The 13,683-nt window shown below is 58.1% G+C and carries 12 protein-coding genes; 2 read left to right on the forward strand and 10 right to left on the reverse strand.

Going from position 1 to position 13,683, the window contains the following annotated elements:
- Nucleotides 1–63 precede the first annotated feature (63 nt).
- From sigX to ppsA, 7 genes are all read right to left on the reverse strand, one after another.
- The gene (gene sigX / locus AC1MDT_RS13600) at nucleotides 64–654 is read right to left on the reverse strand and encodes an RNA polymerase sigma factor SigX (RefSeq protein WP_026331741.1); all 591 of its coding nucleotides are present in this window, start codon (nucleotides 652–654) and stop codon (nucleotides 64–66) included.
- A gap of 87 nt (nucleotides 655–741) precedes the next feature.
- A complete protein-coding gene (locus AC1MDT_RS13605) occupies nucleotides 742–1,566 on the reverse strand; it encodes a mechanosensitive ion channel family protein (RefSeq protein ID WP_429369237.1) in 825 nt (274 codons plus the stop codon).
- Nucleotides 1,567–1,568: 2 nt separating this feature from the next.
- On the reverse strand, nucleotides 1,569–1,817 hold the full coding sequence (locus AC1MDT_RS13610) for a CrfX protein (protein ID WP_480422504.1): 249 nt from the start codon (nucleotides 1,815–1,817) through the stop codon (nucleotides 1,569–1,571).
- 63 nt (nucleotides 1,818–1,880) lie between these two features.
- Nucleotides 1,881–2,876 carry a zinc transporter ZntB gene (locus AC1MDT_RS13615; protein ID WP_480422505.1) on the reverse strand — a complete coding sequence of 332 codons (996 nt, stop codon included), beginning with the start codon at nucleotides 2,874–2,876 and terminating at the stop codon, nucleotides 1,881–1,883.
- A gap of 39 nt (nucleotides 2,877–2,915) precedes the next feature.
- Nucleotides 2,916–3,407 (reverse strand): ribonuclease E activity regulator RraA, encoded by a 492-nt coding sequence (gene rraA / locus AC1MDT_RS13620; protein WP_480422506.1) that lies wholly within the window; start codon nucleotides 3,405–3,407, stop codon nucleotides 2,916–2,918.
- Nucleotides 3,408–3,528: 121 nt separating this feature from the next.
- Entirely contained in the window at nucleotides 3,529–4,518 is a 990-nt protein-coding gene (locus AC1MDT_RS13625; protein ID WP_480422507.1) for an alpha/beta fold hydrolase, read from the reverse strand.
- Nucleotides 4,519–4,711: 193 nt separating this feature from the next.
- Entirely contained in the window at nucleotides 4,712–7,087 is a 2,376-nt protein-coding gene (gene ppsA / locus AC1MDT_RS13630) for a phosphoenolpyruvate synthase (protein WP_480422508.1), read from the reverse strand.
- 174 nt (nucleotides 7,088–7,261) lie between these two features.
- Here ppsA and ppsR point away from each other — a divergent pair, with 174 nt between their 5' ends.
- Nucleotides 7,262–8,080 carry a posphoenolpyruvate synthetase regulatory kinase/phosphorylase PpsR gene (ppsR, locus tag AC1MDT_RS13635; protein ID WP_480422509.1) on the forward strand — a complete coding sequence of 273 codons (819 nt, stop codon included), beginning with the start codon at nucleotides 7,262–7,264 and terminating at the stop codon, nucleotides 8,078–8,080.
- Between the two features lie 123 nt (nucleotides 8,081–8,203).
- Here the strand turns inward: ppsR and AC1MDT_RS13640 are convergent, their stop codons facing one another.
- Entirely contained in the window at nucleotides 8,204–9,613 is a 1,410-nt protein-coding gene (locus AC1MDT_RS13640; RefSeq protein WP_480422510.1) for an aminotransferase-like domain-containing protein, read from the reverse strand.
- Between the two features lie 92 nt (nucleotides 9,614–9,705).
- Between AC1MDT_RS13640 and AC1MDT_RS13645 the strand changes: the two genes are divergently transcribed.
- Nucleotides 9,706–10,638, forward strand: coding sequence for a DMT family transporter (locus AC1MDT_RS13645; RefSeq protein ID WP_480422511.1), 933 nt, complete (start codon nucleotides 9,706–9,708; stop codon nucleotides 10,636–10,638).
- A 106-nt stretch (nucleotides 10,639–10,744) separates the two neighbouring features.
- Here the strand turns inward: AC1MDT_RS13645 and prpD are convergent, their stop codons facing one another.
- Both prpD and prpF read right to left on the reverse strand, forming a co-directional pair.
- A complete protein-coding gene (gene prpD, locus AC1MDT_RS13650) occupies nucleotides 10,745–12,229 on the reverse strand; it encodes a 2-methylcitrate dehydratase (RefSeq protein ID WP_480422512.1) in 1,485 nt (494 codons plus the stop codon).
- Nucleotides 12,230–12,431: 202 nt separating this feature from the next.
- Nucleotides 12,432–13,622 (reverse strand): 2-methylaconitate cis-trans isomerase PrpF, encoded by a 1,191-nt coding sequence (gene prpF, locus AC1MDT_RS13655; protein WP_480422513.1) that lies wholly within the window; start codon nucleotides 13,620–13,622, stop codon nucleotides 12,432–12,434.
- Between the last annotated feature and the right edge of the window lie 61 nt (nucleotides 13,623–13,683).

Genomic DNA, 13,683 nt, shown 5'->3' on the forward strand with positions numbered 1-13,683 from the left:
CAGGGACAACTCGGCGGCAAGTCTATCAGAACTTGCCTACACGTAAGAGATATTTGCGCCGAACTAAGTTTCGGCAATGCCTGCAAATTTCTCACGCAATTTGTCTAGAGCGCGTTTGTACCGCATTTTTGTTGCACTCAAGCCCATGTGCATGATGTCTGCGATCTCCTGAAATTCCAGCTCTGCGACAAATCGTAGCACCAGAATTTCGCGGTCAATCGGGTTCACATACACCAGCCAGCGATCAAGTCCACCTTTCTCCTCGGGTTTCGGCGCCTTTTCTTCGGACGCTTCCTCAAGGGGGTCAAGACTCAAAGCGTCCATCAAGCGACGCTTTCGCCGTTCCTTCCGATACTGTGTGATGCATTCGTTGTAGGTGATGCTGTACAACCACGTTTTGAACTTCGATTTGCCCTCGAAATTCTTCAGGCCGTACAACACCTTCAACATCACTTCCTGACAGACATCGTCTGCGTCGCGATCGTTCCCAAGATATCGTGCACAGACGTTAAATAATGTTCGCTGGTAACGCCGCATCAGTTCTTCATAGGCGCGCGTCACATGAAACAGCTCGGAATGCGAGCGCGCGACCAGCTCCTCATCAGAGAGCTCGCGGGGGTCGTAGCGCGTGGAGAGCGATTGAGCTTTATTCAAAACAAGTCGGGCCGACAGTCAGGTCAATGTCCGCCGCAGCCCATTCAGGGCATTTTGCGGCGGCATACATTAGCAGGGTTTGCCGGGTTAGCGGCTACTCACATGCTGCTCCAGGAGGATCCGATTGGAGAGAGAGACTAGCTCACCCTCGTCGGTCAGCAATGTGGTTTTAACCGTGCCGATCTCTTCGATCTGACCTTCGACCTCGCCAACACGTACTTGTTGCCCAACCTGGTACAACTCACGCACGTAAATTCCCGCAAGAATCTGGCCGGCAATGTCCCGGCTTCCCAATCCCATGGCCAATGCTACAGCCAGACCAACAGTAATCAAAACGATCACAATCACATGGTTGAGCAGGTCAGTCTTGACCTCCAACTGACTGATTGCAACCGAAATGCTGATGATGATGACCAGGCCCTGAGCAATTCGCCCCAGGCCAGCAGCGTAATCCAGCCCTACTCCCTCGGCTGCACCGCGCACCAGTCCATTGGCCAGCTGTGCGAGCAAAACACCTACCAACAGCACCAGCGCGGCACCGAATACCTTCGGCAAATACAACGCAAGCATGTCAAGCGTAGCTGATACTCGCTCAAGTCCAAGAGATTCCGCAGCAGAAACCAAAAATATTAGCAGAACGAACCAATAGACGATCTTGCCGATCAGTGTCGAGATCGGCACTTGAAGGCCGGCACGGGACAGCAACTTGGTCAGACCGGTGCCGCCCATCAGGCGATCAAGGCCCAGTTTGGCGAGTAACTTGGACAGCAAGGTGTCCAGCAGCTTGGCTACGACGAACCCCAGCAACAGCACGACCAGCGCACCAAACAGGTTCGGAATGAAGTTCGCAACCTTGGTCCATAACGCAGTCATTGCAGTGACGAGGCTCTGTGTCCAGAGATCAAGTTCCATATTCAATCAGCCTTATCAGCAGTGCGAACAGTAGGTTTACGGTGACGGGAAACCGGCAAGACATGGGCCGATCCGTTATTCAGGGCGATCATCAACGCGGGCAACCAGCGGCCCAGCAGGCTGAACAAATCGCCGGCGCCGACCTGGCGGTTGGCGGTTTTCAGTACACGCCCCAGGCACGCATCGTCGTCCCGGGTGGACGCTGATGCATTGAGCATGTCACGCAAAGACTGTTCAAACGGATCGTGCATACGCACCTCTCGTGATGTCTGTGAAAGACGCGGCCAAATTTGCCCGGGTCACATGATTCACCCTCAGACCCAGCGCAAACGTCGGAATAACCACCACTGCGCCAGTGCCACCGAGACCATCATCAGGCAGGCAATCAAGAAGCCATAAGGGTTCCCGGAGAACGGAATGCCGCCGACGTTAATACCCAGCAAACCGGTCAGGAAACTCATCGGCAAAAAGATTCCGGTGATGATCCCGAAGCGGTACATCGTGCGGTTCATACGCACGCTCAATCGCCGGTCTTCGGTCTCAAGGACCAACCCCACCCGCTCCCGGGTCAATTCCAGCTCCTCAAGATACCGAGTCAGGCTGTTGTTCAATTCGTTCCAGTAATCACCGTCGTCCTCAACGAACCACGGCAGTTTTATCCGCGTCAGCTGACCGAAAATATCCCGTTGCGGCGCGAGAAACCGCTTCAATCCAGCAGCCCTGCGACGGATCTGCAAAACAGCCCCATGCTCGGGTGTATACCGTTCGTCGGCATCCAGCTTTTCTTCTTCCTCATCGACCACTTCCGAGAGGCAACTGATCAGATCCTGCACCTTATTGGTGAGGTTCTGCGCCATATAAAGAATGAGCTCGGACGCTGTTTTCGGGCCTTTGCCTTCACCGAGCTGCACCAGCAACTCATCGGTGGCGCGCAATGGACGCAGACGCAGGGAAATAACCCGCTGCGCCGAGGCGAAAATCCGCACCGATACCATGTCTTCCGGTTCTGCACCCGGGTTCAGGTTGATCCCGCGCAAAAATAGCAGCAGTTCGCTGTCCGAAAGCTGTAGAAGACGCGGCCGGGTGTTCTCTTCGAGCAGCAGGTCACAACTGAATTCACTCAGACCGCTGGATTTTCGCAGCCAGGTCTGTGTTTGCGGGTGACTGCGATCCCAGTGCAGCCACAGGCTTTCATGCGCCTGCAGCTGCAAATCATCGAGTTCAGTCCGGGCTATCGAACGCGCACCGCCTTTACCGTCCAGCACCAGGGCATGTACCAGCCCCCACTGCGCGTTTTCTTCCTCGAACATCCTCACCCCGTTTTTGCCACGAAAATTCGCATCGACGCTTTATTCAGGCATCTTCAGCGGGCTTGGCGCGATGATCACGCCGTTGTTGTCCGCATAAATGTAATGGCCCGGCTGGAAGGTCACGCCCGCAAATGTCACCGCAACGTTCAGATCACCGATACCGCGCTTGTCGGTTTTCATCGGATGGCTGGCCAGGGCCTGCACACCGAGATCGGTTTGTGCAATGACGTCGACGTCGCGGATGCAACCATAGATCAACAGCCCTTCCCAGCCGTTTTTAGCGGCTTTCTCGGCCAGCATGTCGCCGAGCAACGCCCGGCGCAGGGACCCGCCACCGTCGACGACCAACACTTTGCCATTCCCCTTGAGCTCGACCTGGTCCTTGACCAGCGAGTTGTCTTCGAAACACTTGATGGTCACGATTTCGCCGCCGAAGGAATCACGACCGCCAAAATTGCTGAACATCGGTTCCAGCACCTGCACCAGTTCCGGATAGGCATCGCATAGGTCAGGCGTGAGGTAATGGTTCATCGAGAAACTCCTGTAAAGAGGAAGACAATCGAGGATGTCGCAAAGTGACCGAAAAAGCGCAACGCGTCATATCTTATCCGCAAGCCGATCAGAGCGAAATGCCCTTGATAGAGCGCCAGGCTCAGATTGCTGTGGCCAAATCCGGTTTATCACCGAGCAATGGCGTCTGCTGATCCGCCAGCCAGCGGGCCACCAGCGGCCAGACTTCGGCCTGTGCAGCTTTGCTGACAAGCATTTCCACATGACCAAAATTGTCGCCAAAACCCTGCTCGCGGCCCAGGTTGATGAATTGCTTGTGCTCGGAACCGATCTGATCGAACAGCTTGCGACAGGCCCAGGTCGGGTCCTGATGATCGCTCGCTGCGCTGACAGCCAGTATCGGCAACTTGACCTCGGCCAGCCCGGCCCACCAATCCTTGTCGGCATCGCCAAAGCGTCCGAACAAGCCATACCAGCGCATGCTTTCCAGGGCCAGGCCAATCGGCTCGTCCTCCGGACCGCGCTTGAGCCGTGAACCGGACAGCTGGGCAAAACGTTTGAGAATGAAGCGCCCGCTCCACTCCACCGGCGGAATTTTCAACGGCCAGTAGGTGCGGCTGACTTGCGTACCGAAGAACGCCGCGGACGCCACGACCGGCTCGCCGATGTACTCACCACCCAACGCCGCCGCCAGGGTAATACCGCCCAGCGAGTGACCGATCCAGTGCGGGACCTGGCCACTTTGCTCACGCACGAATGCACCAATGGCCGGCAGATCATAACGAGCGTAGTCGGCAACGCGGTTCTTGCGGTAAGTCTGGTTGCGCTGGGACAGGCCATGACCGCGCATTTCCGGGATCCACACATCGAATCCCAAACGAGTCAGATAAGCCCCCAGGCCCAGGCCTTTGGGCGAAAACCAGAACCTACGATTGGAAAAGCTGCCGTGCAACAGGATCACCGGCACGCCACGCACGGCAGGCTCGTCAGCCATGCCCAGGCGGGTCACGGCCAGTTCCACCGTGCCGTCAGGGCTGTTGCCGGGTTTCAAACGGTAAACGTCTTCGCTCAGATCGCCGCGCCGTTCAGCGCTGATCAGGGCGACAGGAAATAGGTTGCTGCTGCTTTGCATAATGCTCTTGCACAAAAAAGGGCGGCTTCCGGAGGAGCCCGCCCTACTTGAATCTCAAAACAGGCCGCTTACCGTGGGAGCGAGCCTGCTCGCGATGGACGCCGGAACAACGCGTTTATCCAGCAAACGCGCGTTATCGTTTACGACCATCGCGAGCAGGCTCGCTCCCACAGTGAGCGGCCCGTTCATACCATCAAGCCGAGGCTTGACCTTCAGCCAGGAAGAACCAGGTTTCCAGTACGGAATCGGGGTTCAGCGAAACACTTTCAATGCCCTGCTCCATCAGCCATTTGGCCAGGTCCGGGTGGTCCGAAGGACCCTGACCGCAAATGCCGATGTACTTGCCAGCCTTGTTGCACGCGGCAATGGCGTTCGCCAGCAGCTTCTTGACCGCCGGATTACGCTCGTCGAACAGGTGAGCGATGATCCCGGAGTCACGGTCCAGGCCCAGCGTCAGCTGAGTCAGGTCGTTGGAGCCGATAGAGAAACCGTCGAAGAACTCGAGGAATTCCTCAGCCAGAATCGCGTTGGACGGCAATTCGCACATCATGATGATGCGCAGACCGTTTTCGCCGCGAGCCAGACCGTTTTCGGCCAGTAGATCGATCACCTGGCTGGCTTCGCCCAAGGTACGGACGAATGGCACCATGATTTCGACGTTGGTCAGGCCCATCTCGTTGCGCACACGCTTGAGGGCGCGGCACTCGAGTTCGAAGCAGTCACGGAACGATTCGCTGATGTAACGCGAAGCGCCACGGAAGCCCAGCATCGGGTTTTCTTCTTCCGGCTCGTACAGTTTGCCGCCGATCAGGTTGGCGTATTCGTTGGACTTGAAGTCCGACAGACGCACGATGACCTTTTTCGGCGTGAACGCTGCTGCCAGGGTGCTGATACCTTCCACCAGTTTGTCGACATAGAAGCCGACCGGATCGTCGTAACCGGCGATGCGCTTGTCGACGCTTTCCTTGATGTCCTGCGGCAGACCGTCGTAGTTCAACAGCGCTTTCGGGTGCACACCGATCATGCGGTTGATGATGAACTCCAGGCGGGCCAGGCCCACACCGGCGTTCGGCAGTTGTGCGAAGTCGAAGGCACGGTCCGGGTTGCCGACGTTCATCATGATCTTGAACGGCAGATCCGGCATGGCATCGACGGAGTTTTTCTTGATATCGAAGCCCAGTTCGCCTTCGAAGATGTAACCGGTGTCGCCTTCAGCGCAGGAAACAGTCACGCCCTGGCCATCTTTCAACAATTGGGTGGCGTTGCCGCAACCGACCACGGCCGGGATGCCCAGCTCGCGAGCGATGATCGCGGCGTGGCAGGTACGACCGCCCCGGTTGGTGACGATGGCGCTGGCGCGCTTCATCACCGGCTCCCAGTCCGGGTCGGTCATGTCGGACACCAGAACGTCGCCTGGCTGGACTTTGTCCATCTCGGACACGTCCTTGATGATCCGCACTTTGCCGGCGCCGATGCGCTGGCCGATGGCACGACCTTCTACCAGCACAGTGCCGGTTTCTTTCAACAGGTAACGTTCCATCACGTTGGCCTGAGTGCGGCTCTTCACGGTTTCAGGACGCGCCTGAACGATGTAGAGCTTGCCGTCGTCGCCGTCTTTGGCCCATTCGATGTCCATCGGGCACTTGTAGTGCTTTTCAATGATCATCGCTTGCTTGGCCAGTTCGCTGACTTCTGCGTCGCTCAGGCAGAAGCGTGCACGATCGGCCTTGTCGACATCAATGGTCTTGACCGACTTGCCGGCCGTGGCGACTTCGCCGTAGATCATCTTGATGGCTTTGCTGCCCAGGTTGCGGCGCAAGATGGCCGGGCGGCCAGCGGCCAGCGTGCCTTTGTGGACGTAGAACTCATCCGGGTTCACCGCGCCTTGTACGACGGTTTCACCCAGGCCGTAGGCGCCGGTGATGAACACCACGTCACGGAAGCCCGATTCGGTATCGAGGGTGAACATCACACCGGCGGTGCCGGTTTCGGAGCGGACCATGCGCTGCACGCCGGCCGACAGGGCAACCAGCTTGTGGTCGAAGCCCTGGTGCACGCGGTAGGAAATCGCGCGGTCGTTGAACAGCGACGCGAATACTTCTTTGGCGGCGCGAATGACGTTTTCGACACCACGAATGTTCAGGAAGGTTTCCTGCTGACCGGCGAAGGACGCGTCCGGCAAGTCTTCGGCTGTCGCGGAAGAGCGCACGGCCACGGCCATGTCAGGGTTGCCGGCCGACAGCGTGGCGAACGCGGTGCGGATCTCGGCGTTGAGCTTCTCGGGGAACTCGGCTTCCATGATCCATTTACGGATCTGGGCACCGGTCTTGGCAAGGGCGTTGACGTCGTCGACGTCCAGGGCATCCAGGGCGGCGTGGATCTGATCGTTCAGGCCGCTCAGTTCCAGAAAATCACGATAAGCCTGAGCTGTCGTGGCAAAGCCACCGGGCACCGATACACCGGCACCTGCAAGGTTACTGATCATCTCGCCCAGGGATGCGTTCTTGCCCCCCACATGCTCTACATCATGGACGCCGAGCTTATCGAGGGAAACTACGTACTCTACCAAGGTGATCTCTCCACTAACTGTGTTGGAAAAGCTCAGAAGCCGGCTGCTCAAGAGAGCGTTTGCCAGCTGTATGGCCTGGACCTGGAAAATAAGTGAGAATGCGGGCCATTGGCGGCCGGCAAATCGCGCCTATCATATCCAAGATTCGTCACTAGCTTAAGGCCCAAGGTGCAAATGAAACGATCTGCTTTCTTTATCTCCGATGGTACGGGCATTACAGCCGAAACCCTGGGTCAAAGCCTCCTGGCGCAGTTCGAAAACATTACCTTCAGCAAATTCACGCGACCGTACATCGACAACGCGGATAAAGCGCGGGCCATGGTACAACAAATCAACAAAGCCGCCGAAGCCGACGGCTTTCGGCCGATTATTTTTGACACCATCGTCAATCAGGATATTCGTGAGATTCTCGCGACCTCCAATGGTTTCATGATCGACATTTTCTCGACCTTCCTGGCCCCTCTCGAACAGGAACTGACCGAGCATTCTTCCTACACCGTGGGCAAGTCTCACTCCATTGGCAGCAACTCCAATTACATGGAGCGGATCGAGGCGGTGAACTTCGCCCTCGACAACGACGATGGCGCGCGCACGCACTATTACGACAAGGCCGACCTGATCCTGGTAGGCGTGTCCCGTTGTGGCAAAACCCCGACCTGCCTGTACATGGCCATGCAATTCGGCATCCGTGCGGCCAACTACCCGCTGACCGAAGACGACATGGAGCGCCTGCAACTGCCCGCTACCCTGCGCGCCCACCAACACAAGCTGTTCGGGCTGACCATCGACCCGGATCGCCTCACCGCGATCCGCAACGAGCGCAAGCCTAACAGCCGCTATTCGAGCTACGCCCAGTGCGAGTTTGAAGTGCGCGAGGTGGAGAACCTGTTCCGCCGCGAGAACATCCCGCACATCAACTCTACCCATTTTTCGGTGGAAGAGATTTCGGCGAAGATTCTGGTGGAGAAAGGGGTGGAGCGGCGGTTCAAGTAATTCTGCGGCGCCTGTTACACCGCTATCGCGAGCAAGCTCGCTCCCACATTTGATCTGTGTCGGATGCAAATTTTGCAACCACCGGAGATCTCCTGTGGGAGCGAGCTTGCTCGCGATGAACGATTACACAGTCTCTGTTAATGCCAACGCCAGCGCGTCAAACCCCTGCAGCAACAACCGATCATCCCCCGCCGTATTACACACACTCGCCCTGATGAACTGCGGCACCGCCCCCTGCCCGACCGCAAACATCTCGGCAGTCGCCACCCGATAATTATTCTCCTTGAGCTCCGCCGCAATCTGCGACGCCCGCCACGGGTCGGGCACTTCGATCCAGAAGTGCGGACTGTAAGGATGAGTTTTGTACGCCAAGCCCTCCAGCAGTCCAGCAACCAAGGCCTTGCGCCGACCGATCTCGACCGTCTGCCGGCGCAACAACTGCTCCGCCGTACCATTTTCAATCCACAGACTCGCCACCTCCAGCGTCAGTGGGCTAGCCATCCAGCACGTCCCGCGCACCGCCGCGCTCAAGCGTCCGATCAACGGTTGTGGCGCATGCAAGTAGCCCACCCGCAATCCCGCCGAGACTGCTTTGCTGAGGCTACCGATCAACACCGAGCGCTCCGGGGCGAAATGGCTCAAGGGTAACGGTCGTTGTTGAGCCAATGCCGCGTGGGCTTCGTCTTCGAAGATCAGCAGATTGTGCTGACGACAGACTTCAACGATCGCCTCCCGCCTTGGGACGGACATCACTGCCGCCGTAGGATTCTGGATCGTTGGCGTGCAATACAGCGCTGACACGCGGTGGTTGCGACACGCCTCATCCAGGGCGTCCGGTATCAGCCCTTGCGCATCCATTGCGACGCCGATGAGCTTGATCCCGAGCAGGCGCGCGACGCTGATCAACCCCGGATAAGTCAGGTGCTCCGTGACTAACGCATCACCCGTCTTCAGCAGCCCCAACAAGGCACACAACAGGCCGTGCTGGCCGCCGTTGACGCAGACAATCTGCTCAGGATTCGCGACAAACTCATTGTGTCGTAGCCAATGCGCGCCTGCCGCACGATGGCGTGGCAACCCAGCCTCGGCGGTGTAGCCGCCGATGCGCTGCAACGCCTCAGGATCAAGGGCCAGTGCTTGCAAGCTCTGACTCAAAAATAGCCCTTCCTCCCCGGGAATCGGTTGATTGCGGCTCATGTCAAAAAACGGCTGCGGCTCATCACTCACATTGCGAAAGCCACTGTCACGCGGCCGCTCCATCCCGCGCTGACGGACATAAGTGCCGTCTCCTACACGAGCAACGACCAATCCCACACGTTCCAGCTCGCCATAAGCGCGACTGATGGTGCCAATGGTCACGCCGAGGCTATCGGCCAACAGTCGATGGGGCGGCAACTTGCAGCCCGGCTCGATTACCCCTTCAGAGATGCCTTTCTCGACAGCGTCGGCCAGGCGTTTGTATTTCACGCCCAGACCGTTGGCGAGGCCATCACGCAGGATTGACACCATGGCAATACTTACTTTGACAGTCATTCAAGCCCCGAATAGCGTGCTTAAAACAGGTTCAATCAGGGATAGACCTTTTGTAGATGAAGGTCAATTCCAACGATAAAAGGAGCTCGATCATGTCCATCGCCATCAGTGCATCGTCAAGTCATGCAAGACCCTGCCTAACCGCAGCGATTACCAGCGTGCTGTTCTTGATCGTTTGTCTCAGCTGGGGCACGACATGGCTGGGGATCAAGATCGCGGTAGAAACGGTGCCGCCGCTCACCGCTGCCGGCCTGAGGTTCCTGATCGCTTTCCCACTCTTCCTGAGCTTTGCGCTTTTACGGGGTGAACCGTTGTTGTTCCCGAGGCAAAGTCGCTGGTTTTTTGTCTTCGTGACGCTGTCCTATTTCAGCCTGCCGTACTACTTGCTCAACTACGGGGAAATGCACGTTTCATCAGGGCTCACGGCACTGCTGTTCAGCTGCATGCCGGTGTTCATCCTGCTGTTCTGCGCACTGTTTCTGCGGGAGAAAATCTATCCTTCCCAAGTGCTCGGCATCGCCATCGGCTTCGGCAGCCTGTTCATGATTATTCGTAGCCAAGGGCTGCACCTGGACGATGCGCAATGGTTCGGGGTGCTGGCGATTTTCTGCGCGGCGGTGATGCATGCGCTGTGCTACGTGGTGACCAAAAAACATGGCAGTGCGATCAGTGTGATCACCTACAACACCCTGCCGATCGGCATCGCCGGTTTGATGCTGTTTGTCGCGGGCCTGAATGCCGAAGCGCCGGTGTTTTCTGCGATCAGCCTGCGCTCATGGAGCGCCCTGCTCTATCTGGGGCTGGTGGCGTCGGTGGGCGGGTTTATTGTCTATTTCCTGCTGCTCAAAAGGCTAAGCCCAGTCATCCTGTCATTTGTTTTCATCATTTTCCCGGTGTTCGCCGTCGTGATCGGCGCCTGGTACGAGGGGCAACCCCTGTCCCAGGAACTGATGATGTATTCGGCGATTTTGCTGACGGGGTTTGGGATCACCAAGCTACCGGTCGAAAAATGGTTGAAGGCCTGACCTCGCACCCCTGTAGGAGCGAGCTCGCTCGCGATGGTCGCTAACGATGACGCGTGGCGACTGGATGGACGCGGCGCTCTTGAGTGCATCGCGAGCAAGCTCGCTCCTACAGGAAAAACAAGTCCATGAAGCGGTTGACCGGGGTCGCTTCAAGCGCCGTCTGATCCTTGCACAATGCAAATATCTCGGCACTACGCTGGGCCGTGAAGCGAGTCGCCAGGTTGGTTTTGAATTTTTCTTCCAGCAACGGGATGCCATCGGTACGCCGACGGCGATGACCGATGGGGTACTCAACCGCCACGTTTTCGGTGCTGGAGCCGTCCTTGAAGAACACTTGCACTGCATTGGCGATGGAGCGCTTGTCCGGTTCCAGGTATTCGCGGGTATAACGCGGCTCTTCGACGATGACCATTTTGTCGCGCAGCACGTCGATGATCGGATGCGCCTCGTGGAAGTCATCTTCGTATTGCTCGGCCACCAAATTGCCGAAGGCCAGTGGTACGGCGGTCATGTACTGAATGCAGTGGTCGCGGTCGGCGGCATTGGCCAACGGGCCGACCTTGGAAATGATGCGAATCGCCGACTCGTGTGTGGTGATGACGATTTTGTCGATCTCGTGCAACCGATTTTTGACTTGCGGGTGCAGGCTTACCGCTGCTTCGCAAGCGGTTTGCGCGTGGAATTCGGCCGGAAAACTGATCTTGAACAGCACGTTTTCCATCACGTAGCTGCCGTACTTGCGGGAGAAACTGAAGGTGCGCTTGCCTTCAGGCTTGAGCGCCAGGTCGTTGTTGGTGTGGCTGAACAGCACATCGTAGAAGCCCCACTGCCTGGCGCTCAGCACGCCGGGAACGCCCATCTCGCCACGCATGGCGATGTCCGCCAGCCGCACACCGCGGCTGGACGCATCGCCGGCCGCCCAGGATTTGCGCGATCCGGCATTCGGCGCATGCCGGTAAGTACGCAGCGCCTGGCCGTCGGCGAACGCGTGGGACAACGCGGACAGCAGCTGCTCGCGATTGGCCCCCATAAGCTTGGCGGTCACGGCGGTCGAGGCGACTTTCACCAGGATCACGTGATCGAGGCCGACACGGTTGAAGGAGTTTTCCAGTGCTATGACGCCTTGAATCTCGTGGGCCATGATCATGGCTTCGAGCACGGCACGAACGGTCAGCGGCGTGTCGCCATTGGCCAGGCGTTTTTGCGACAAGTGATCGGCCACCGCGAGAATGCCGCCGAGGTTATCGGACGGATGTCCCCACTCAGCAGCGAGCCAAGTGTCGTTGTAGTCGAGCCAGCGGACGATGCAACCGATGTCCCAGGCGGCTTTGACCGGGTCGAGGCGAAAGCTGGTGCCCGGCACGCGAGCACCGAACGGGACGACGGTGCCTTCAACGATGGGGCCCAGGTGTTTGGTGCATTCGGGAAAGCGCAGGGCCAGGAGGCCGCAACCGAGGGTGTCGATCAGGCAGTTGCGGGCGGTATCCAACGCTTCTTTGGATTCGATATTGAACGTCAGGACGTAATCGGCAATGTCCTGCAGGACCGTGTCGTAGTCGGGGCGGTTGTTCAGGTCGACGTTGGCGCTCATGTTCGATTCACTCTTGAAGTGGTTCGTTGATGGGACCTCGGTACAGGTTAAATCTCAGTCGGTGACACCATTCTTAATATTGAAATGCAGTCCACTGTGGGAGCGAGCCTGCTCGCGAATAGGGAGTGTCAGTCGACATCATATTTGTCTGACACACCGTTTTCGCGAGCAGGCTCGCTCCCACATGGGTTCACTGTCGGGATTAGAACGAATCGCCCGGCACACGAACGTAGCCTTCCATCAACACCCGTGCACTGCGGCTCATGATGGCTTTGTTCACGGTCCATTCACCGTTCACCTGGCTGGCTTCTGCCCCTACACGCAACGTGCCCGACGGATGGCCGAAGCGCACAGCATTGCGGTCGATACCGCCTGCCGCGAGGTTGACCAAAGTGCCGGAAATCGCGGCGGCGGTACCGATAGCGACAGCTGCCGTGCCCATCATCGCGTGGTGCAATTTGCCCATGGACAGCGCGCGAACCAACAGGTCGACATCACCCGCCGCAATCGCCTTGCCACTGGATGCCACATAGTCGGCTGGCTTGGCAACGAACGCCACTTTCGGCGTGTGCTGACGCTTGGCCGCTTCGTCCAGGTTCGAAATCAGCCCCATGCGCAGCGCGCCGTAGGCACGGATGGTCTCGAACATCGCCAGGGCTTTCGGATCACCGTTGATCGCGCCTTGCAACTCGGTGCCTGTGTAGCCGATGTCTTCAGCGTTAACGAAAATCGTCGGGATGCCGGCATTGATCATGGTCGCCTTGAAGGTCCCGACGCCGGGCACTTCGAGGTCATCCACCAAATTGCCGGTAGGAAACATCGAACCGCCGCCGCCCTCTTCTTCCGCCGCCGGGTCCATGAATTCGACCTGCACTTCGGCGGCCGGAAAGGTCACGCCGTCGAGTTCGAAATCACCGGTTTCCTGCACTTCACCGTGGGTGATCGGCACATGGGCGATGATGGTCTTGCCGATGTTGGCTTGCCACACGCGCACCACGGCGATGCCGTTCTGCGGAATGCGGCTGGCGTCCACCAGACCGTTGCTGATGGCGAACGAACCGACCGCTGCCGACAGGTTGCCACAGTTGCCGCTCCAGTCGACGAAAGGCTTGTCGATCGAGACCTGACCGAACAGGTAATCGACGTCGTGATCAGCCTTGATGCTCTTCGACAGAATCACGGTTTTGCTGGTGCTGGAGGTCGCGCCGCCCATGCCGTCGATTTGCTTGTCGTACGGATCGGGGCTGCCGATGACGCGTAGCAACAAGGCATCGCGGGCCGGGCCCGGAATCTGTGCCGCTTCGGGCAAATCTTTCAGGCTGAAGAACACGCCTTTGCTGGTGCCGCCACGCATGTAGGTGGCGGCAATCTTGATCTGAGGTGCGTGAGCCATGATGCTCCTTACTCCTTGAAAACAGACACGGGACTTGAAGTCCCGTGCCTGCACAGCCTGT

Source organism: Pseudomonas sp. ASL7 (assembly GCF_056680375.1).